This window comes from Vibrio vulnificus CMCP6, assembly GCF_000039765.1.
Taxonomy (GTDB): Bacteria; Pseudomonadota; Gammaproteobacteria; order Enterobacterales; family Vibrionaceae; genus Vibrio; species Vibrio vulnificus_B.
This window is the reverse complement of sequence record NC_004459.3, coordinates 3,213,051-3,235,489: the sequence shown is the minus strand read 5'-3', so window position 1 is coordinate 3,235,489 and position 22,439 is coordinate 3,213,051. Positions and strand designations below refer to the sequence as shown.

Here is a 22,439-nt window from a genome sequence, read left to right as displayed (position 1 = left end):
CTTCTCACCATAATTTACACAACTTGACGTTACAGTACGCTAGAGCTGATAAACTTATAATCTCAACTATGGCTTTATTGATTGACGGAACATGAAAAAACGCATTCTTATCTCATTTATTACTCTGGCTCTTATGGGGACTTCCTCTCTATCCCATGCTGCTCCAAGAGGGCCATCTGCTGTTACTGTGGTTGCCGAAGAAGTGCAAACACACCAAATTAGCCAATCTTTAGCGCTGGTCGGCAAATTGGAAGCGGTGCAGTCAGTGGTGATTGCGTCCGAAGTGTCCGGCAAAGTCGAAAGCATTCAAGTGAAAGCCAACCAGAATGTCACTAAAGGGCAATTGCTGGTGAAGCTTGAGGACGATAAAGCCTTAGCAGCCGTATCTGAAGCAAAAGCTTATCTAAAAGATGAGCAGAGAAAGCTGAAAGAGTTTGAGCGACTGGTCAGCCGCAATGCGATTACTCAAACAGAAATTGACGCGCAAAAAGCCAGTGTCGAGATTGCACAAGCGCGTTTGACCGCGGCCAATGCCAACTTGAATGATCTTCATATCACCGCGCCTTTTGCCGGAACGGTGGGGTTCGTCGATTTTAGCCGCGGCAAGTTGGTGAACTCAGGCACTGAATTACTGACGCTCGACGATCTGTCGTTGATGCAACTGGATCTGAGAATTCCGGAACGTTATCTGTCGATGTTGTCGATAGGTATGCCTGTGACAGCAACATCCAGCGCTTGGGGCAAACAAGTGTTCACTGGCAAGGTGGTGGGCATTGACTCACGGATTAACGCCGAAACGTTGAACCTACGCGTGCGCATTCAGTTTGAAAATCCGGAAAATCAGTTGAAACCAGGGATGTTACTCAATACCGCCTTAGCGTTCCCTGCGATTGAAGCGCCGATCATTCCGGTGCAGGCACTAGAGTATTCCGGGACCAAACGTTATGTCTATGTCATCGGCAGCGACAACAAAGCGAAACGCACAGAAGTTCTGCTTGGTGCGCGAGTAGAGAACCAAGTGGTGATCGAGTCGGGTGTCAACATCGGCGATAAAATCGTCGTGCAAGGTATCGTGAACATGCGTGACGGTGTGTTAGTCAAAGAAATTGGCGGCGCAGCGACAGGGCAAAAGACCGTAGCGAAGAAGGATGAGCAATAATGTTACTCTCTGATGTTTCGGTGAAAAGGCCAGTTGCTGCGCTGGTATTGAGTTTGTTGCTGTGTGTGTTTGGTTTTGTCTCGTTCAGCAAATTGGCAGTGCGCGAGATGCCGGACATCGAAAGCCCAGTTGTCTCCATTAGTACGCGTTACGATGGGGCGTCGGCGACGATCATCGAAAGCCAGATCACGTCAGTGCTTGAAGATCAACTTTCAGGCATCAGTGGTATTGATGAGATCTCGTCGACCACGCGTAACAGCATGTCTCGTATCACCATTACCTTTGAATTGGGTTATGACCTCAATACTGGAGTGAGTGATGTTCGTGATGCGGTTGCGCGTGCGCAGCGTTCGCTACCCGAGGAAGCCGACGATCCTATCGTGTTTAAAAACAACGGTAGCGGTGAGGCATCCGTTTACATCAACCTCAGCTCGTCAGAGATGGATCGTACTCAGCTCACCGATTACATCGAGCGTGTACTCATGGATCGCTTTAGTCTTATCACCGGAGTGAGTTCCGTTGATATCTCGGGTGGCTTGTACAAAGTTATGTACGTGAAGCTAAGTCCTGAGCTGATGGCCGGACGAGGTGTGACTGCCACGGACATTACCGCCGCGCTACGCAGTGAGAACCTTGAAAGTCCGGGGGGCCAAGTGCGGAACGATCAAACGGTGATGTCTGTTCGCACCGCGCGCAGCTATAACTCAGTAGAAGACTTCCAGTATCTGGTGGTCAAGCGTGCCAGTGACAACACGCCGATTTATCTCAAAGACGTGGCGGATGTCTTTATTGGTGCTGAGAATGAGAACTCGACGTTTAAAAGTGACGGGGTAGTCAATGTCAGCATGGGGATTGTCCCTCAGTCGGACGCCAACCCGCTTGAAGTTGCAAAAAGAGTGCATGAAGAAGTCGATAAAGTGCAGAAGTTTTTGCCAGAAGGGACACGTCTCGCTATCGACTACGATTCAACCGTGTTTATTGAACGCTCTATTTCTGAAGTTTATAGCACTCTATTCATCACTGGCGGGCTCGTGATCCTCGTGCTGTATATCTTCATCGGTCAAGCTCGTGCGACTTTGATCCCTGCGGTGACCGTGCCTGTATCGCTGATTTCCTCTTTTATTGCCGCGTACTACTTTGGTTTTTCGATTAACCTCATCACCTTAATGGCTTTGATTCTCTCTATCGGTTTGGTGGTCGACGATGCGATTGTTGTCGTTGAGAACATTTTCCATCATATCGAGAAAGGTGAATCGCCTTTGCTTGCGGCCTATAAAGGCACGCGAGAGGTAGGCTTTGCGGTCATTGCCACCACCTTAGTGTTGGTGATGGTGTTTTTGCCGATCTCCTTCATGGATGGCATGGTGGGCCTACTCTTTACCGAGTTCTCGGTGTTGCTGGCGATGTCCGTGATTTTTTCATCATTGATTGCGCTGACGCTCACCCCCGTCTTAGGCAGCAAAATTCTCAAAGCCAATGTTAAGAAAAACCGCTTCAATGACGTCGTGGACGTGTTGTTCGGCAAGTTAGAGTCCGGTTATCGCGCGTTGCTAAAGCGAGCCCTCGCATGGCGATGGCTTGCGCCCGTGATCATCCTTGCTTGTATGGGCGGCAGCTACGCGCTAATGAATCAAGTGCCAGCACAATTAACACCACAAGAAGACCGAGGGGTCATTTTTGCCTTTGTCCGTGGCGCCGATGCCACCAGTTATAACCGCATGTCTGCCAATATGGACTTAGTGGAAGAGCGTTTAATGCCGCTGTTAGGGCAAGGGTTCCTCAAATCATTCAGCATCCAGTCGCCGGCGTTTGGGGGCCAAGCGGGTGACCAAACCGGATTCGTTATTATGATCTTGGATGATTGGAATGAACGTTCAGTGACAGCGCAACAAGCATTAGGCGAAGTGCGTAAGGCGCTGGCGGGCATTCCTGATGTTCGTGTTTTCCCGTTTATGCCCGGATTCCGTGGTGGTTCGAGTGAGCCTGTGCAGTTTGTGCTTGGCGGCTCGGATTACAACGAACTGCGCGATTGGGCCGAGGTGTTGAAGAACAAAGCGGAAGAATCCCCAATTATGGAAGGGGCGGAGATCAACTATTCTGAGAAAACGCCGGAACTGGTGGTATCGGTGGACAAACGTCGTGCCGCAGAACTGGGCATCAGCATCAAAGAGATTTCCGATACCTTAGAAATCATGTTGGGTGGGCGTAAAGAAACCACCTTTGTGGAACGTGGTGAAGAGTACGATGTTTATCTTCGTGGTGATGAAAATCGCTTTAATAACGCCGCAGATCTGAGCCAAATCTATCTGCGCACAAAAAGTGGCGATCTGGTTACCTTAGATACAGTGACCAACGTTGAAGAAATTGCGTCGTCGATTCGCTTATCGCACTACAACAAGCAAAAGGCGATTACGATCACCGCCAACTTATCGGATGGTTACACGCTGGGTGATGCGTTGGATTTTCTTGATCAGCAAGCGATCGAGACGCTGCCGGGGGATATTACCATCAGCTACTCTGGTGAATCGAAGGACTTCAAAGAAAACCAGTCTAGCGTTGCTATTGTGTTTGCCTTGGCCTTGCTGGTGGCCTACCTCGTTCTTGCTGCGCAGTTTGAAAGCTTCATTAACCCTCTGGTGGTGATGTTTACCGTGCCGATGGGGGTGTTTGGGGGTTTCTTAGGCTTGCTCATCATGCAGCAAGGCATGAACATCTACAGTCAGATCGGCATGATCATGCTGATCGGTATGGTGACCAAAAACGGTATCTTGATTGTTGAGTTTGCTAACCAACTGCGTGACCGTGGCTTTGAGTTTGAACAAGCCATTATTGATGCCTCGGCACGACGGTTGCGCCCGATTTTAATGACCGCCTTCACGACCTTAGCGGGCGCGATTCCACTTATCCTGTCGGATGGGGCGGGTTACGAAAGCCGCGTCGCTGTTGGTACGGTTATTTTCTTCGGTATGGGTTTTGCCACCCTCGTCACTTTGTTCGTTATCCCTGCGATGTATCGCTTAATATCTCGATACACAGAAGCGCCAGGGCATGTGGAAGTGGAACTAAATCAAGCCCTCAGCCATGATACCAAAGGCCGAGTGAGTCACGGTTAGACCAATCCTAAAACCCAAAGAGCCGAGGAACAAAAACCTCGGCTTTTTTATCTCGGCTGGTATAGAGTGCTACGATGCTAGAACTGCTTACCGATAGAGAGTTGAAAACCAGAATACTTATCGTAAAAATCGTCAAAGCCTGCGTCAGCAAAGCTATAGACATATTCGGCTTTCAGCCAGAAATTTTGCCCCATATCCCAGCCTAATCCGCCCCCGACGTTGAAAATCATTCCCGCTTCTTCAGAGATTTTCACTGCGTTGTTCGTTACGTCATACATGTTTGCTTGGGTGATTAAACCCGACAAGCGACCGAAAAGTGAAATCGGGGTATCCCCTAAGTTGCCCGTGGAGAGCAGAGCGGAAACGCCCGCTTGATAATAGTCTAGGTTAAGGCTGGTTCCTGTCGTGCTGTTGGTGACTTCATTTTGCGTGTAGCGAAACAGACCTTCTACAGCAACATGTTCATTGAAGTTTTTACCAAAGCCGATCGTAAAGTTTGGGGTTGAAAGCTCGCTGCCACTGTTGTCGCCGTAAGCAGAAACGTCAAAAGCAATGGTGCCTGCACCAAGGTAAAAGTAGTTCGGCAACTCGCCCATTTTTTCCGCGAAAACCGGTTGGGAAAGTAATAATGTTGAACACGCCAGCATAATTTTTTTCATAATTGTTCGCCACCTAAGAGTGATTCAATAAGATGCATAAGAGAGTGTTGGCTGAGATAGTACACAATTACTCGGCGAAGAGCTTGGTTTTATTAGTGGATTTTGTACTATGCTGGTCATCCGCCCGTGATTAAGACGGAAAAATGAGAATAAAGGAAAGTAAAGTGACACAGTTTAAATACCAAGAGTTGACTCAAGAGCAGCAAGACAAACTCGATGCTGCTGCATTTCGCCGTTTGCTGGCTCACCTTGATGCCAACAAAGAGGTGCAAAATATTGATTTGATGATTTTGGCAGGCTTTTGTCGTAACTGCTTTAGCAAATGGTACAAAGCCGAAGCGGATGTTTTAGGGCTAGATCTTGATTTAGATGATGCTCGTGAGCGTGTTTACGGCATGACTTATGACGAGTGGAAAACCAATCATCAACCTGAAGCCACGCCAGAGCAATTGGCGGCTTTTGAGGCAAAACAGAAGAAATAACGAACGCGAATGCCTCGCTAAGCTCAACTCGTCGCACTGTCTAAAACAAAATGCCCACGGAATCACGTGGGCATTTTTTATCGCGAGTGTTTTTATTCTCTGCGTTACGCAGGGCAGCAGATGGGGGCTACGCAGCCATCGCGCTCAATGATTTCAAGCTGCTCTAAGTAGGGTTGAATGTCACCAATGTTGGTTTTTACCCACTCTTCATTAAAGTAGGTGTCTAAGTAGCGATCTCCGCTGTCACACAGTAGGGTCACGATAGAGCCACGCTCGCCACGCTGTTTCATTTCGCATGCCAATTGCAATACACCATACAGGTTTGTGCCAGTTGAGGCGCCAACTTTACGGCCAATCAGCTTAGATACCCAGTGGGTACACGCAACAGAAGCGGCATCAGGGATTTTTCGCATTTCATCCACAACGCCAGCAATAAAGCTTGGTTCAACACGTGGACGACCGATGCCCTCGATCTTACTGCCCGTATTACCGGTTATCGTTTTATCACCGTTTTGGAAGTAGTCAAAGAACACCGAGTTTTCTGGGTCAACCACGCACAGCTTGGTGTCCAGCTTTTGGTAACGGATAAAGCGACCGATGGTAGCCGAAGTGCCGCCTGTGCCCGGGCTCATCACGATCCAGCTTGGTTCTGGGTGCTCTTCGAGCGTCATTTGGCTGAAGATAGAGTTCGCGATGTTGTTGTTGCCACGCCAGTCCGTTGCGCGCTCCGCGTACGTGAACTGATCCATATAGTGACCATTTAACTCTTTGGCTAAGCGGTGAGATTCTGCGTAAATTTGATCGGAGCGATCCACCAAATGGGCTTTACCGCCATAAAACTCAATTTGCTCGATTTTCTTTCTTGCGGTGCATTTCGGCATTACCGCGATAAAAGGTAAGCCCAGTAAGCGTGCGAAGTATGCCTCTGAAACGGCAGTACTGCCGGAAGATGATTCAATGACGGTGGTTTCCGGACCAATCCAGCCATTACAAATCGCGTAGAGAAACAACGAACGCGCTAAGCGGTGTTTTAACGAACCGGTTGGATGGGTGCTTTCGTCTTTGAGATAAATATCAATGCCTTCGAGAGACGGAAGATCAAGCTTAAATAAATGGGTATCAGCAGAGCGTTGGAAGTCAGCTTCAATCTTGCGAATCGCGTTATTAATCCAGTTGTGGTCCGTACACATGGGGGCCTCTCTTAATTCTTATTGACGGTAACAAAGTACCTACCTTTGCAGAGAAAAGCTTTGCTTTTTATGTGGTGATGTCTCTATATTGTAGAAAAATTTTCTATAATTGAGCGGATTGATAATTGTATGCTGGATAAAGTTGATCTAAAGCTACTTTCGCTATTGCAGCAGGATGGCACCTTGTCCTTGAGTGACTTGGCTGAGCAAGTGAATCTCACCACGACACCTTGCTGGAAGCGTCTGAAGCGTTTAGAAGATGAAGGCTTTATTGAAAAGAAAGTGGCTTTGCTGAATGCAGAGAAATTAGATCTCTCATTTATCGCATTTGTGCAAATTAAAACCTGTGATCACTCTTATGCGTGGTATGACCGTTTCGTTGCGACGGTAAATGATTTTCCGGAAGTGATGGAGTTCTATCGCATGGCGGGTGAGTACGACTACATGATGAAAGTGTTGGTCAAAGATATGAAAAACTTCGATACTTTTTATAAGAAGTTAGTCAATAGTGTTGAGGGGATATCCAACGTCACCTCGACATTTGCTATGGAACCACTCAAATACACCACCGCGCTACCACTTGGTCAATGATGGAAGAGATGCATAAGTTTCGATGGTAAATAAATTGGTGTTACCAAGTGAATCTATCTGTATCAAAGATAAGAATTTTAAATGAACAATGTTCACAATATCAGCTTTCTCTAATTTTTCATAACAGTGTAAGCTAAAGGTGAGTTTCTATAACTACATGTTTTGTATCGTTTATTTGTGAGTTTGGTAACGCGTTTTTTAGCAATGTGATTCATTCCTATTTGCATGTAAGAAATCGCGCAAAATCTGCCGATTTCTTTGCCTGATTTAATTTTCTGCCTTGTGATAAGGTCCGCGCCTGTTGAGTAAATATTCAGTTGAGGCGTAATAATGCGAATAGAACATGGGTTAATTTTATTGCTCACTGCCAATGTGTTGGTGGGGTGTGGTGGCGGAGGTGGCGGTAGTTCGGCCCCTGCGGTTGTGAAACCAAGCAAGCAATATCGTGCGCCTCTTGAATCTTTGGACCTTACCACCACCTATGTACAAAGTGGCGAGATTGTTCAACCGCAACTTTTCGAAGTGAAAGGTGATGTCGCGTTTGAGTTAATTGGTGACGAAAGTGCACAAGTGGTGTTACTCGACAGCCAAGGCCGCATCAAAGTATTAAAGCCAGGTGTTGCCCATGTGAAGGCGATTGACACTAGCGACACCTTTCAAACCTCAGAGTCGAATTTTACGATTACCATTCAAAAGGGCTGGAACGATGCTCTCTCCATCAGTCCGCTTTACTTAACCACCACGCAATCCACGCCAAGTTCACTTACTGTCCGTGGTGCAAAAGGTGAGTTGAGTTATCGCGTTCTCTCCGATCCTAACGCTATCATTGATCTCTCTGCACAAGGAGAAGTACAAAGTCGAGGTCGCCCTGGTATTGCACGTATCCAAGTGATCGATTTGGGTGATGAGTTTTATTCTGAACGAAGCGTGGAAGCCGATGTTATTGTGAGAGCGGTAGACGCGGACTCTCTTAGCTTTGCGGCACTTTCTCGCGCATATCAACCTGGGTTGGTGTTAGCGCCAAAACGCTTAGATACGACGCCAACAGAACGCATCGTATATCAGATTGTTAAAAGCGAACCGGATTGGGAAGTCGCGGAGTTTTCGCAGCAAAACCAAGGCATGCTGGCGATCAAAAACAGCGGCAAAGTGACGGTGCAAGCCACGGCATATTATCCAGAGACTTACAAAACTGCTCAGCAAACCAGTGAATACGAAGTGACGATTGATAAGGCTGCGCGCCAGCCGCTGTCGGTTGCCAATATGGTGACGGAATATCAAGCCAATGCCCGTCTACAACCCGTTGTGAGTAATGCCAAAGGCGAGGTTCAGTATCGACTATTGAGCGGTGCTGATGTGCTCCACATTGATACCGTTGCTAACTTGCCCGTTATTGATGGTGTAGGGCAGGCGGAAGTGGAAGTGACTGAGCAAAACCTGCGCAACTATCAAGCCTCTAGTGCACGTTTTACCATCCAAATTGATAAAGCGCCACACCAAGGCATCAAGCAAGATCCTATCTCTTTAACTTATCAACAAGATCTACGTATTCCGTTTGAATTTGCGGGTCAAAAAGGTCGTTTAACATTAGTGAGTGGTTCATCCCCTCAACTGGCCCTTGTGGAGAAAACGTTATTCATTGAGCAAGCGGGGCAATACTCGTTGCAAATTGAGGATGATGGTGGTGAGTTGTATCAATCAACGCAGTTTACACTCTCTATTGATGTGGCAAAGGCGGCCGCACAGCCTTATCAAACGCAAGATTATCAAGAAACCTACTACAAAGATCTTCAGATCAACCTTCAACAAGATCTCAATCCCCGTACCAATGATTTGTTGGTACTTAATAACAGCGATCCTAACGTAGTCAAAGTGCTAGACGGAGGCATTCTGCACGTCTTGAAAGCGGGTGAAACCCGTTTGACCATTCGAAGAGCAGAAACAAACAACTATTTGGCAGGTCCGGTACAGTACGTCAATGTTCGTATCAATAGTGCTGATAGTCAGCTAAAAGCGGCGCAACCGCTTGTCGAGGGCACTTGGACTTCTGCATTCGGCTCGATTGGCGCTCCTTTAATCACGGGGGCTGTGGGCAAACTGAGCTATTATCTCGCCGAGGGGGAACCAACCGACGTTGTCGCATTGGATAAAGACTCTGGTTTTATGAAGATGCTCAATGCGGGCTCTGTTCGAGTCATCGTTAAAGACACAGGCAGTAGTGGTGTGAATGCAGGTGAAACCAGTTTTACCGCTCGCGTCTTACCCGCCGATAACCCGGTTGAGATTCATTATCCAAATACGATCTTTGAAGAGAACAAAACGATTGTGCCGTCTCTTTCACTTGTGATGGATAAACGCAGCTACCGCTTGATCAATCAAGCCGATCCAACAGTAAAACTCACTTCCGGTACTGAGGGATCTGTAAGTATGCTGCATGCAGGGAGCTTCGAAATTGAAGCAACGGTTTCTGCTCGCAACTATAAAACAGTGACCAAGCGTGTAACGGGGACGATTAGCAAGGCCGCGGCCAAAGCGCTTGATTACAAGCCGCAGAGCATTGATTTTGTGCCCTTCAAGCAGGTTAGTTTGGCGATGCGCTCACCGATAGGTACGCGCAGCTACAAAACGATGCTGTCTGATAGCACCATCTCCGTGGATCCTATCAGCGGCGTGATAACGCTCAAGGACTATCTGGGGGACAGCCAAGATCAAGTGGCATCTATTGTCGTGAGTGAAGATGAGACGAGAGACTATCTTGCTCTGAGCCAAACGTCTCTGAACTTTACCTTGAACGCACCGAAAGCGGAGCAAGCGGATTCTAACCATACTCTTACCGAGAAGCAGACGGTCATTATCAGTAAACTGAGTGGTTCTGAATTTGCTAGTCTGCAAGAATCTCAATTTGGGTTGATGGGTGTTGATCGCTTGTTGCGACCAACCGATGAACAGTTCAAAGAGTACGGTGAAGGTATGATTGCCATCGTGAGAGTGAAACCTATTGGCTCCGATGTACTCACTGAACGACGTCAATTGATGCTGCATATTGCCCGTTTTGATGATTGCGCCACTAAGTTAGACCCTGACAATATTGAACCATTCAAAGCGGTTGCATTTGATGCACCAGGATACTGCGAAGATGGGTCTCGTACGTTGCGAATGACGCGAGTTACGGTGGTGGATGACACTCATCTAGAGAAGCAAGCTTATGAGCTGGTACGCCCGATGATTTTTTATCGCAAAGGCGAGCGCCGATTTTTACCAGAGAGCGATGGTGGCCGTTACCCAAGAGAGGAAGAAGTGGTATCTAGCCTCACCTATGGTGACCCAAGAACCTTGTATGAATGGGTAACCCTTCAATTTCACTATCAACCTGAATAACTTCTCAAAGAAATGAGAGAGGGACGATCAAAAAGGAGCGCCGATGCGCTCCTTCTTTGTTCAAGGGGCAAATAACCTGCGCTGTTATTTTTTATCGATAAAGCGCATCACCCCTTCTTGCACCGCGGTGGCCACTAAGTGACCTTGCTGATTGTAGATCTCGCCACGGACAAGTCCTCTGGTATTCGAGGCAGTTGGGCTTTCGATGGCATAGAGCAGCCACTCATCCATCTTAAATGGGCGGTGGAACCAGATCGAATGATCGATGGTTGCCACTTGGAATTTCGGTGTCATGAGCGAAACTTCGTGTGGATGTAATGCCGTGACTAAAAAGCCCCAATCGGACGCGTAGGCTAATAGATACTGGTGGATCAATTGACTGTCGGGCATCTCACCGTTGGCGCGTATCCAGAGATACTGTTTTGGCTCGGCCTTTTTAGGATTAAGCGGGTTGATGACGGTGACAGGTCTGGTCTCAATCGGTTTCTCACCACAAAAGGTTTGTCTCAGCTTCGCGGGAAGAAACTCAGCAATATGACTGGCGAGTTCCGATTCAGACATGAAATTTTCCGGCCCTGGAATATCGGGCATGGTATTTTGGTGTTCAAACCCCGGTGCTTCACCATGGTAGGAAGCGGTGAGATAGAATATTGGGCGTCCATTTTGGATCGCTTTAACACGGCGAGTGCTGAAACTTTTACCGTCTCTTAAAATCTCAACATCGTAGATGATGGCTTTTTCTGGATCGCCAGGATAGAGAAAATAGCTGTGAAACGAATGCACCGTGCGGTCGTCAGACACCGTATAGCGAGCCGCCGATAAGGCCTGCCCCAACACTTGGCCTCCATACACTTGTGGTAAACCAAGATTCTCACTTTGACCCCTGAACAGTCCTTCTTCCAGTTTTTCAAGTTGCAGCAAACTTAGTAACTCGTTTAAGGGTTTACTCATGTTGGTTGATTCCTCTCTTTAACACATGGGTTTGTCACTTTGATTCAAGTAACTGCGTTGAGTATAACGCAATTAACAACGGTGAATATTTTTAACTTAGTCAAACTATTGTCAATAAACATTTGATCCACAAGACAGAGTGACGTGCTCAAACTATAATCGTCGCGAATTTATTAATGAGTGAGGCTCTATGAAAAAAATAATCTTAGTGATGATGTCAGTGTTCTTTGGTGCTTTGTTAGCGGGTTGCCAGACTTCGGAGCCATTAGTGAAAGACCAAGGTATCCAAACCATCAGTGGGACGGTTTTTTATCGTGAGCGTATTGCCTTACCAGAAGACGCGGCTGTCACCCTGGTTTTGGAAGATGTCTCACTGGCTGATGCGCCTGCCAAAGTGATCGCAAAGCACAAGTTTATTACCAATGGTAAACAAGTCCCGCTGTCGTTCGATCTTGCTTATGACAGCAAAAAGATCATTGCTAATCACCGTTACAACGTACGTGCGCGTATCGAAGTCAATGGACGTTTACGTTTTATCAGTGACACCATCGTTCCTGTCATCACTGACGAGGCGAACACACATAATGTTGAAATCATGGTTGTGGGCGTTCGTTAATCACGACAAGGTGCTCAACACCACAACAATCGAATTTTGATGCCCCAATTTTGATACTGATGGCGACTATGGTTGCCATCGGTATTTTTTTAAACTTATTTTTCCTATCTCACTCACTTCAATCTGTTCAGCCAGCAACAATTGGCGTTGACGATTGAGATCCGAACCCTGCAACGAAATTCTGCCTTGGCTGTTGATCACCCGATGCCAAGGTAGTTTTGTGCCTTCTGGCAAGTTTCCTAATGCTTTACCGACATGCCTTGCATAACCAGGAAATCCAGCCATACGTGCGATTTCTCCGTACGTGGTCACTTTACCAAAGGGAATTTGTTGAATTACAGCAAAGATTTGGGGCAAAAAATGGTCCATACTCAAATTGTCCTAGTTCGTCGTTTACCAAGGATTGGTAAGCCAGGTGTGCTGGAAATGAACCCACTTAGCGTACAACCTTTTGTGTTTTAAGTTTCTGCGTTGCGCTGAGTCTGATTAAAAACAGAATCGGGTCTTAAAGGAGGCGCTATGATATTTTCAATTCTTCAATTCACAATCACAAGCCTTTTAGCGGTGGTCTGTGCCAAAGCAATCAGCATGAGCGCTGGTGATATCCCCGTCCTCGCCTTAGTGATTCCTGCTTTGTGGATTCTACCTCAAGGTGGTATTGCTGGTCTCGTCTTGCTCGCTGCGATGACGGTGTATGGCCTCACGTTACCCATGCAGCCGATAGCTCTCTCTGTGTGCGTGTGGATTTTGTTTCCACTCCTTATGGTGGTGTTTTCCAAGAAAAGCAGCCTGGGAGTCTTGCTCACCGCAGGGATGATCGTCTTGGCTCTGATGGTCGGCATTATGGTGACGCAAATGGCCGGTAAGTTGACCGGTTCACCATGGGTAACCGTGGTACAAGTGCTATCGGTGACGGTCATTTGGTGGGCGGCAAATCACTGGCGACCTTCGAGCAAACATAGCTGGTGGCCATTGCTACTATTGATCCCACTATGGATGGCAGGTTTGCCTTACGCGGTATTAGTGGCTCTCTCAATTACCGGCATTATGGCGTGTATGGAAAGTCTTAACTCACTTAAAACTTTTTCATGGAACAAACTGCTGTGTTGGACATTACCGACAGTGGGGTTCGCCGCATTAGTGGTGACGCCGAATGTCGATGTGCCCAATTCCGTGTTTGTGGTGTGGATCTGCTTGTTGGGTACCGCTTGGATGACAGACTACATCTTAAATGCGGAAGAAGAGATGAAAGAGCAGGATTGAGTTGCCTAGAACAGTGACTGGTATTGCATATCAATAAAAATATTTATGCACGTGACAATGAGTTGATATAAGGTTTCTGCTTCATATTTTGACGCTTGTGTGAAACCTAGATTAAGTCAGTGACATGATAAAAAAATTTGGTTGGCTGCTTTCCTGCGTATTCGTTTGGGTATCGTTCAACTGTTGGGCAAAGAGTAAAGAGATCACAGTAGCAACGGAAGCGGATGATGTGGTGACGCGGGTTCTGTTTGATGCCATTGCCGAGCAGTTTGCGCTGGACGTCACCTATGTGAATATGCCGAGTTTTGATGCTATTCTCGATTCAGTTGCGCGTGGTGAAACAGACTTCGCAGCGAACATTACGTTTACGCATGAACGTGAAAAAAGATTCAGTTATTCACACCCAACCAACATTGAATATACCTATCTCTATTCTAATACGACCAATTCGTTGCGTGATGCGACACGTATTGGCGTACCTCAAGATACCATTTATGGGGAGCTGATTGCGGTAAATCATCCAGACATTCAGCTTGTTTCGTACCAAGGCCATGAAGAAGCTTATGCGCTGATCAGTCACGGTCAAGTCGATGGCATTGTGGATGCCATCAATCAACTTAAGCCTATGTTGCTTAAAGGAACCAATGCCCATCTTCTCAACGATGAAATATCGATAAAACCCGTCTCTATCGTCAGTCAAAAAGGGCAACACTTAGAAGAGTTGACTCAATTTGCTCAGTTCATTCACAGCGAGCAGATGCAAAAAAGGCTTCGTGAAGAAATTACGCAATACCAATTTGCTATTCGAAAACAGGCGCTACAACAGGCTATTGTTCAGGCACCCCTCGAGCTAGATGAACCATTAACCATCAAACTTGAGCCGATTTACCCTTATGTGATTTACCATCCTGATGGCCACGTGAGTGGGATTACTGCCGAAGTTCTGCAGCAAAGTTGCGATATTCTTGCCCTTAACTGTCAACTGGTGAGCCGTTCAGATGAACGTTGGGGAGAAATGTTACAAGGCTTCATACAGCAAGAGTTTGACCTACTGGCTCCGCTGGCGATGACCAAAGCGAGAGAGCAGTTTACCTATTACACAAGCCCACACTATGCGCCTCAGTCGGTTATCGTCAAACGTTTGGGGTATAAGCCCAATGTCTATTCTCATGTCTCCCAGTTAATTGCAGAGAGAGTCGGGGTGGTTGAGGATGACTACTTTGATGCGTTGTTGACGCAAATGTTGCCATTGAAAGATCTGAGTCGTTTTTCCGATCACGATGCGATGGTCAGTGCCTTACTTGCCAACCGAGTGGATTACATCACGATGGACACGGCAACACTCAACTACTTACTACGAAATGAGTTGAAGCTGGCTATTGAGCAAGATGATGCGATTGGCGTATTTGATACGTCGAAAATTTCTATCGGTTTGGCTAACACGGAAAAGGGCAGAGCGCTGGCTCCGTATTTTAGTCGGGCGATAGAAATGCTCGATCTCAATAGCATTATCGAACGTTACGATGTTCGTCCTGACTGGCGAAGCTCGTTAGAAATGGAGCAAAAGTTTGCTGCAAAAACACAAACGCTATTTGCGGCGATGTTATTGCTGGCGTTTGCACTCTCGTATTATCTGCATCGTTTATCGAATACGGATAACTTAACTGGGTTAGGCAATCGACGCCAACTACAGAGAAAATATGGCAATGGCATCGCGGGCGACCTTGCGATTTTGTATATCGACGTTAACAATTTTAAACCGATTAACGACACATATGGTCATCACTGTGGCGACATGGTGCTCAAAGCCATAGCCCTAGAAATCAAAAGCCATTGGCGTGGCAAAGGTTTCCGCGTGGGCGGCGATGAGTTTATTTTAATTGGCAAAGCGTCTCAGCAAGAAGTTGAAGAAGCGTTTGATCGTTTTAGCCGAATTCGACTTGAACAGCATATTGCCGGAAAACCCTTGATCATCAGTTCTTCGATTGGCTTGTCCGCGAGGAGGGAGCGGGCCATGAGCTTGCAAAAAGCGCTGCATCTGGCTGATGTCGACATGTATCAGAGCAAGAATGAACAGCGTGAGATGGGGTATTCTTAACCTCCCTCACTTGAAAAGTGGTGTTTTGCACAAGAGTTAAGCATTCGCTCGCCTCATCATGGATTATTGCCGAATTGGGGTTGCAATCTTGAGGGGGATGCTTAATAATCGTGCCCACATTAAGCGAAATGCTTGATAAACGAATCTATGGGGCTCTGGTCCTCTCGCAACAATAGTTCGTGAACTCGGTCAGGTCCGGAAGGAAGCAGCCGCAGCGAATGACTTGTGTGCCGGGATGTGGCTGGGGTCCCACCCATTAAAAAAGCCGCCTTTAGGGCGGCTTTTTGCTTTTTAGTCTCATTCGATTTCTGGGAAGCTTTTGCTAGTTTGCTAGTTTGCTAGTTTGCTAGTTTGCTAGTTTGCTAGTTTTCTAGTTTCCCGGTTTGCTAGTCCCTAGTCCCTAGTCCCTAGTCCCTCGTTCTTATTTTTCGCCCCCCAACTCCCTGCAATAGAGAAATTAGAGGGCGAAATTACCTTAGCGGGCAGTATTGGTAAAGACCACTTGCCCACGGCTGATGGTTTGTTGGACTTGTAAGTCTTTTAACGTCGCACTCTCCACTTTGAGAGGATTCTTATTTAGCAGAATGAAATCGGCGTTTTTCCCCACTTCGATACTGCCTTTCATCGATTCTTCAAAATGTTGGTAAGCAGGCCAAATGGTCATCGCTCTCAATGCGGTGTAGGCATCGACACGCTGATCGGGACCGAGCACTTTATTTGTGCGGGTGGTGCGGTTGACCGTTGCATCAAGCACCCGAAACGCATCTGGCAGGGCAACGGGAGCATCATGATGTGTACTAAACATCAATCCTGCATCACGTACGGCTTTAGTCGGTGAAATAAAATCGGCCCGAGGATGGCCAAGCACTGAATCACGGTGCCAATCTCCCCAATAGAAGGTATGCATTGGGAAGAGGGAAGGGAAAATTCCTTGCTCTGCGAGGCGCTGGATTTGATCTTCACGAATGGTTTGGCCATGAATCAGCACTGGCCGTCTATCTTGTTTTCCGAGTTTATTATTGGCCGCGGTCACCGCGTCGATAAATTGCTCAATCGCAGCGTCACCATTGCTGTGGGTTAGTACTTGCCAATTATTTTTGAACGCGGTTTCAACGTACTCAAATGCTTGTGCGTCAGTAAAGGTTGGGTAGCCCGCGTAATCTTTCGCAAGCCCGTGAGGCGGATGGAAATACGGTTGCGTTAACCAAGCGGTTTTCCCTTGCGGTGAGCCATCGAAGTTGAGTTTTACGCCACCGATGCGGAAATGATTGGTGTATTCAGGAGCGTGGTATTCTGAGCTCATAAAGTCGCTGCTGGTGGCCATATCAGCATACGCGACAACGTCAATGAGCAAATGGCCTCCTGTTGCGGCACGTTTCAGTGCTTCATAGCCTTCTTTTGTCGCTCGTCCTTCTTGCGCAGTGGTATAGCCATATTGTGCGTACATTTTTTGTGATGCAGCCAACATCATATCTTGCAGCTCTTGATCAATCAGAGCGGTGAGTCGAAATAACATGGCAAAATGCGCGTTTTCTTCAAGCACCCCATTCGGTTCCTGACTGCCAGGCATGCGACGTATGACGCCACCTTCTGGGTTCTTGGTTTTTGCCGTAATTCCCACCATTTCGAGGGCTTTGCTATTGGCCACACTTAAATGACCAGAGGTGTGAATGATCAACACAGGTTTATCACGGCTGACCTTATCGAGGTCTGCTTTGGTTGGATAGTAGTCCAGTAGCGAGTCGTCGTAACCAAAGCCAAGAATCCATCCTGTTTTTTCAATGAACAGGCGTTTGGTTTCATCTTGATGGGAGGTTTTTAAAATCTCTACGATTTTTGCAACGGTATTGGCGTCGCCATCTGGTGGTGGCAACACGTTAGCCACCATGGCTTGTAAGCCAACGCCGTAGACATGGCTATGGGGGTCAACAAAACCGGGTAACAGTGTTTTGCCTTGCAGATCGACAAGTTGGGTCTGAGCAAATTGATGCTCTAAGGCGCCCGCTTTTGAGCCGACATAAATGATCTTTTCGTCTTTTGTGGCCACGGCTTCCACATATTCTGGTGTGTCGCCTGCCATTGTTAAGATCTCTCCGCCGAAATAGATGGCGTCTGCTGCGGTCACATTTAGCGGCTGAGTGACGGCGGTAGCCGGGTCGCTTTTATCAGAAAAACAACCGGTTAAAGCAAGACCGGACAAGGCGACTGGAATCCAGCGTGTTTTCATATCTCCCTCCAAAGTGGGATCAGGTTAATCACACATGTTCATATATCAGGGCACAAAAAGGTTTGCAAACGCGAAAGGGGCGGGATGTTATTGGCGTATCAAAATTGGGCGGCGAGTATCGTTTCCCAAGGGCTCGTTCAATGTATTCCCAATTTGAGAATCAATGCTGGAAAAAACACGCGTTTTCCTTCTTTGTTATAAAAAACACATAATTTTCATTTGGATAGGTTGTGGCATGCGTTTCGCTTTAGTCGTAAAAATGCGCGATGAGAGAGATGAAGAATGAGTAACCTAGAAAAAACTTTAGCATTGATTTGTTCCTCCTTTTCCCTGTTAACCGGTTGTGGAGGTGGAGACGGTGGTGGCTCTAGCGCACCTTCTTCGCCAGCCGTGCAGACTCAGTTTACCGACATTACGGCGCCGACAGGGTTTGAGTGGCGCAGTAGCGAAAATCGTCAAGTGACCATTAAAGTTGTGAGTAACTACAGTGTTCAGCAGGGAGAAGCCATGCCGATTCGAGGGCAGCATGTGGTAAGCCTGTTCAGTGTGATAGACGACGTAGTCGATGCGACTCCGTTGTTTACGGGGCTGACGGAAAACTCTGGGGAGCTGAGCTATGCAATTGAACTCTCTGGGCACTGGCAGGCAATCCAAGCGGTATCGACAGTGAGAGAAATTGAGTGCGTATCAAGCACGGAAATTTCCGCAATGGACAATGTGATCGCCTTGGGTTGTGACATTGCGCTTGAGTCGGACTAGGAGAATCATCATGAAGAAAACAACGATATTTTGGATCTGCGGTGCCCCTCTTAGTTTGATCGGCCATTTGGCTTGGTCTGCCGCCACTAATGACAGTCAAGTTGTCAATGGGGATGGCTCCGTCACTGTTACGCAAACCGTCGATGAAAACAGTAGTGCACCTCACTACAGCTCTCCGGGGGCATACGGCTTTGGCATCTACAGTAATGCGAATCAAGATTATGGCTGGCAGCACAGCATCACATTGCCCGATGGGGCGCAAGTGCTCGAAGCGAAACTCACTATTTATGCCTATGATGTGGACTCGGAAGCGTTTCACGGAGAAAACGGTGAATACGACGGCGTTTCTGTCGATGGTGTTCAACTGAATCCTGGATTTTTACAAGGAACCAACAACACTTGGTCAATCACAGAGTTTGCATTACCGATTTCCTCTTTGGCTGATGGTTTGATCAATGTTTATTTGGATATCGATATGAACAATGGTGGCTGGCTAACAACCTTGGACTACAGCTTAATGACGGTGACCTATTTGGTGACGAGCAATACACCACCGTATGTGCCCGAATTGAGTCGTAGCCAAGGGCTTTCAACCAATGATGATCTCGTGGTGTCAATTGTTGGCCCTAACCCCGCTGATCCAGACGGTGATTCAGTCAGTTATAACTATCGTTGGTTTGTTGATGTTGGGCAGGGATTCTTTGTTGATGATGAATTTGCGGGTAAAAACAATCACACCGGTCCGTCTGTACCCGCTGCACAAACTAACAATGGTGAGCGCTGGAAAGTACAAGTACAGGCCGAAGATACCAATGGTTTAATCAGTGATATCACCGAAATAGAATGGCCTGCGATTGGTGACTCAGATGGTGATGGTGTGGCGGATGCCAACGATTATGCGCCTAACGACCCAACCATTGCCTTTTACGCGCGTACCCCTACGTCGGGTTGGTATACTCTTACTTATGAAGACATGTGGCCATTTGCCGGTGATTATGATCTCAACGATTTTGTCTCACATTACGCGTATGAGGTGTACACCAACGCGAACAATCAGATTACGCGTCTAGATTTTATTGGTCAGGCGGTAGCAAGAGGGGCGTCTGTGGATAATCGCTTTGCCTTGTCGATCGCGGGCATAGAATCTGCAGATGTAAGCAGTTTGACTCGTGTCGTCGATGGCGTCAGTGCCAGCATGGTGGCTGAAAATGGACACAGTGGTGAGTTGGTGTTTGTGGTTTTGGAAAGCATCAGTACTTTGTTACCTGGCGATGCCAACAGTGAGTTTTACAATACAGAGATGGGTGATGACAGACCTGTCGTCGATTACAGTGTCTCTCTAATACTCAATAGCTCAATGCCACCTCTTGCCAGCCATACGCTGAATCCCTTTATCTTCCGAGCAGCACAAAGAGGAAGGGAAGTGCACTTGATGAATTACCCAAGCAGTGACTTGGCCAATCAAGCCTCATTTGGGCAGGGTGTGGATGCGACGAATACTCAAGCGGGAGAATACTATCTTACTGCAGACGGATTGCCTTGGGCACTTTCGATTCCAACCGCCTGGAAACACCCTTATGAAAACATCGATAGCACCTTGGCTTATCCGCAGGTGGTGGATTGGGCTGAGTCGGGAGGCGTGAGTTCTACAACGTGGTTTAACACTTGGGTAAAAGGGAAGTGCTGGAAGTGTAATTAACACTCAAAGTCAAAGACAACAAAGGGCGAAAACTCGCCCTTTGTTTTTGCTCGCTCTTCGAATTAGTGAAAAAAGTCGACTTGCGATTTAAGTGAATTCGCCTGTTTTTGCAGCTCTTCAGCACTTTCAGACGTTTGCGCGCTGGTGGCTCGGCTCTGTCGGTTAAGATCACTGATCGAGTGAGCATTGGCTGCGATTTCTTGCGACACTTGAGCTTGTTGCTCTGAGGTGGCGGCAATGGTTTCGGCTTGTGCCGCAATGGCGTGAACTTGGCTCGCAATGGCTTCTAGGGCGCTACCTGCTTCTTGCGCCTTATCAAGCACTTGATTGGCACTTTGCTGGCTTTGGCTCATTAGCCCCACCGCATTACCTGTGGAAGCTTTAAGTTTCTCGATAATCTGAACCACATCCTTGACCGAAGTTTGAGTACGGTGAGCAAGCGTTCTTACTTCATCAGCAACCACTGCGAAGCCACGGCCTTGTTCGCCGGCTCGCGCTGCTTCGATGGCGGCATTGAGTGCCAGTAAATTGGTTTGCTCTGCAATTTCATCGATCATTTTCGTCACGGTTTGAATGCTTTCGCTGTCGGTGTTGACTTGTTTGATGGCATGGGCAGAGCGATCAAGTTGATCATTCAGTTCTGCCACATCAATGCAGACACCTTCCACTAGGCTCAATCCAGATTGACTATCCTCATTTGCACTGCGAACGTTATCCGCAATGTTCTCCACTTGTTGAGCGACCGACTGAGCTGAGGTGGCCATCTCTTCAATGGCCGTCACCACTTGCTCCACCTGTTCCTGTTGGCGATCTGCCTGAGTCAGGTTATTCCCTGCATCTTCAGAAACACTGTGTGACGCGATATACACGGTTTCAGCCGTTTGACGAATTTCACCGACCAGCATGTTGAGCTGATTTGCCATGTTGGCAACGCCGTTGGTGAGGTTGGTGATCTCATTTTTTGAAGGCTGACCCGTGCTCGCAATTTGAATGCTCACTTCACCTTTGGCAAGTCTTGCCATCAGAGCATTTAAGGCCGTTAAAGGGTGAAGATTACGATTGATGGCAAACGTCAAGATTGCAAATGTAGCAACGGCCACGGCGGTGGCAATGGCGATAATCAGCTTAAGCAGCGTTTGACTTCCTTTCGTCACTTCTGAAATGAAGGTGCCGCCAAGAAGCTTCCAGTTCCAGCCAGGAATTTCCGTATAGACGAGGTATTTTTCCCCAACAGTACCTTGATATTCATGGCGGTAGCGAATCAAACCACTTTTGTTTTCAAAAATCGCGACATAGGGTTTGTTGCCGTCGTAATCTGCGGTATCGATAATAGAAGGATCATTTTGGGTTCGGGTTGGATGCAGCAAGTACTTACCAAGGTTGCTTTGCTCGTTATCTACGACGATGGTGTACCCTGTGTCACCCCATTTCACCTGATTCAACGCACTGAAGAGATCTTCTGTTGCTTTTTGCACGGGTAAGCCGATAAAAGAAACACCAGTGACTTTGTTCTGTGCGTCAAGAATGGGCGAGTAATAGGTAATGTAGCTTTCACCAAACAACTTCACTTGCGCGTAATAGGGCTGCCCTGCGCGGAGCTTCTGATAGGCTGGGTGGTTGTAGCCTAAAGTGCTACCAACAACTCGTTGCCCTGAAGGATTTTTTAGCGAGGTTGAAACACGAATAAAATCATCGCCAAGCGGAGCAAAAATAGTCGCTACTGCGCCAGTATCTCGCGTGAAACTGTCGACAAGTTTGGTGTCATTAATCAGGCTGTCACCGTATTGCGTGATATTACGCAGCGATTTGCCATTAAAATCCACTTGGTAATCTTCCACATAGATACCGGCTAAGTAACCATTGCGGAAAGTGGATTCAAGTACCTTCGCGGTTTGTAAATAGGCATCAAATTGGCCAGCAATGGTTGCTGCCATGGATTCCACTTTTGATTGGTGTTCCCGAAGCGTGTTTTCGAGTAGCACGTCAGATGCATTACGATAGACAAGAGTGGCGGTTCCGCCAAAGGCGATGATAAGGCATAGCGTAATCACCAGTTTTAACTGAAAACCGACGCTTTGATTTTTATATTTTTCTAGCACTGTTATTCCTGCTGAAATCAGCAGCCTCTACACGATGTATGTTTGAAAGAATAGATTGTAATAATGGAAGGGATAATAGCCGAAGATTGATAGAATTAATTGATATTTATTAAGTAATTGCTCATTTGTGGTGATGGAATGACCACGAATATTGA

Annotated in this window: 16 protein-coding genes and 1 other RNA gene; 11 read left to right on the top strand and 6 right to left on the bottom strand. The window is 47.2% G+C overall.

What is annotated here, in order from left to right:
* Positions 1-133 precede the first annotated feature (133 nt).
* On the top strand, positions 134-1,159 hold the full coding sequence (locus VV1_RS14985; protein ID WP_370293457.1) for an efflux RND transporter periplasmic adaptor subunit: 1,026 nt from the start codon (positions 134-136) through the stop codon (positions 1,157-1,159).
* A complete protein-coding gene (vexH, locus tag VV1_RS14980; protein ID WP_011080954.1) occupies positions 1,159-4,272 on the top strand; it encodes a vibriobactin export RND transporter permease subunit VexH in 3,114 nt (1,037 codons plus the stop codon). Before VV1_RS14985 ends, vexH begins: the two co-directional genes overlap by 1 nt.
* Positions 4,273-4,349: 77 nt before the next feature.
* On the opposite strand, the gene VV1_RS14975 is transcribed toward vexH, so the two are convergent.
* Positions 4,350-4,931 (bottom strand): porin family protein, encoded by a 582-nt coding sequence (locus VV1_RS14975; protein WP_011080953.1) that lies wholly within the window; start codon positions 4,929-4,931, stop codon positions 4,350-4,352.
* Between the two features lie 164 nt (positions 4,932-5,095).
* On the opposite strand from VV1_RS14975, the gene VV1_RS14970 reads away from it, so the two are divergent.
* Positions 5,096-5,413, top strand: coding sequence for a DUF1244 domain-containing protein (locus VV1_RS14970; RefSeq protein ID WP_013572165.1), 318 nt, complete (start codon positions 5,096-5,098; stop codon positions 5,411-5,413).
* A gap of 104 nt (positions 5,414-5,517) precedes the next feature.
* On the opposite strand, the gene VV1_RS14965 is transcribed toward VV1_RS14970, so the two are convergent.
* Entirely contained in the window at positions 5,518-6,603 is a 1,086-nt protein-coding gene (locus VV1_RS14965) for a PLP-dependent cysteine synthase family protein (protein WP_011080951.1), read from the bottom strand.
* A gap of 129 nt (positions 6,604-6,732) precedes the next feature.
* Here VV1_RS14965 and VV1_RS14960 point away from each other — a divergent pair, with 129 nt between their 5' ends.
* Positions 6,733-7,194, top strand: coding sequence for an Lrp/AsnC family transcriptional regulator (locus VV1_RS14960; RefSeq protein ID WP_011080950.1), 462 nt, complete (start codon positions 6,733-6,735; stop codon positions 7,192-7,194).
* A 330-nt stretch (positions 7,195-7,524) separates the two neighbouring features.
* Positions 7,525-10,572 (top strand): hypothetical protein, encoded by a 3,048-nt coding sequence (locus VV1_RS14955; protein ID WP_011080949.1) that lies wholly within the window; start codon positions 7,525-7,527, stop codon positions 10,570-10,572.
* A gap of 84 nt (positions 10,573-10,656) precedes the next feature.
* On the opposite strand, the gene tesB is transcribed toward VV1_RS14955, so the two are convergent.
* Positions 10,657-11,523 (bottom strand): acyl-CoA thioesterase II, encoded by an 867-nt coding sequence (gene tesB / locus VV1_RS14950; protein ID WP_011080948.1) that lies wholly within the window; start codon positions 11,521-11,523, stop codon positions 10,657-10,659.
* 190 nt (positions 11,524-11,713) lie between these two features.
* Between tesB and VV1_RS14945 the strand changes: the two genes are divergently transcribed.
* On the top strand, positions 11,714-12,139 hold the full coding sequence (locus VV1_RS14945) for a YbaY family lipoprotein (RefSeq protein WP_011080947.1): 426 nt from the start codon (positions 11,714-11,716) through the stop codon (positions 12,137-12,139).
* Between the two features lie 66 nt (positions 12,140-12,205).
* Here VV1_RS14945 and VV1_RS14940 read toward each other — a convergent pair whose 3' ends face one another.
* Complete coding sequence (locus tag VV1_RS14940; RefSeq protein WP_011080946.1) at positions 12,206-12,508, bottom strand: DNA base-flipping protein; 303 nt, start codon at positions 12,506-12,508, stop codon at positions 12,206-12,208.
* A gap of 150 nt (positions 12,509-12,658) precedes the next feature.
* On the opposite strand from VV1_RS14940, the gene VV1_RS14935 reads away from it, so the two are divergent.
* The 3 genes from VV1_RS14935 (at position 12,659) to ffs (ending at position 15,750) form a co-directional block, all read left to right on the top strand.
* Positions 12,659-13,402: a VP0952 family biofilm-associated protein gene (locus VV1_RS14935; RefSeq protein ID WP_011080945.1), complete on the top strand. Its 744-nt coding sequence runs from the start codon at positions 12,659-12,661 to the stop codon at positions 13,400-13,402.
* A 124-nt stretch (positions 13,403-13,526) separates the two neighbouring features.
* On the top strand, positions 13,527-15,500 hold the full coding sequence (locus tag VV1_RS14930; protein ID WP_011080944.1) for a GGDEF domain-containing protein: 1,974 nt from the start codon (positions 13,527-13,529) through the stop codon (positions 15,498-15,500).
* Positions 15,501-15,653: 153 nt separating this feature from the next.
* Positions 15,654-15,750: signal recognition particle sRNA small type (gene ffs, locus VV1_RS23985), an RNA gene on the top strand.
* 225 nt (positions 15,751-15,975) lie between these two features.
* On the opposite strand, the gene VV1_RS14925 is transcribed toward ffs, so the two are convergent.
* Entirely contained in the window at positions 15,976-17,727 is a 1,752-nt protein-coding gene (locus VV1_RS14925) for an amidohydrolase (RefSeq protein ID WP_011080943.1), read from the bottom strand.
* Positions 17,728-18,009: 282 nt separating this feature from the next.
* Between VV1_RS14925 and VV1_RS14920 the strand changes: the two genes are divergently transcribed.
* Positions 18,010-18,486: a hypothetical protein gene (locus tag VV1_RS14920; protein WP_011080942.1), complete on the top strand. Its 477-nt coding sequence runs from the start codon at positions 18,010-18,012 to the stop codon at positions 18,484-18,486.
* Positions 18,487-18,496: 10 nt separating this feature from the next.
* Positions 18,497-20,185 carry an LruC domain-containing protein gene (locus VV1_RS14915; RefSeq protein ID WP_011080941.1) on the top strand — a complete coding sequence of 563 codons (1,689 nt, stop codon included), beginning with the start codon at positions 18,497-18,499 and terminating at the stop codon, positions 20,183-20,185.
* Positions 20,186-20,247: 62 nt separating this feature from the next.
* On the opposite strand, the gene VV1_RS14910 is transcribed toward VV1_RS14915, so the two are convergent.
* Positions 20,248-22,284, bottom strand: a complete 2,037-nt coding sequence (locus tag VV1_RS14910) for a methyl-accepting chemotaxis protein (protein WP_011080940.1) — start codon at positions 22,282-22,284, stop codon at positions 20,248-20,250.
* Between the last annotated feature and the right edge of the window lie 155 nt (positions 22,285-22,439).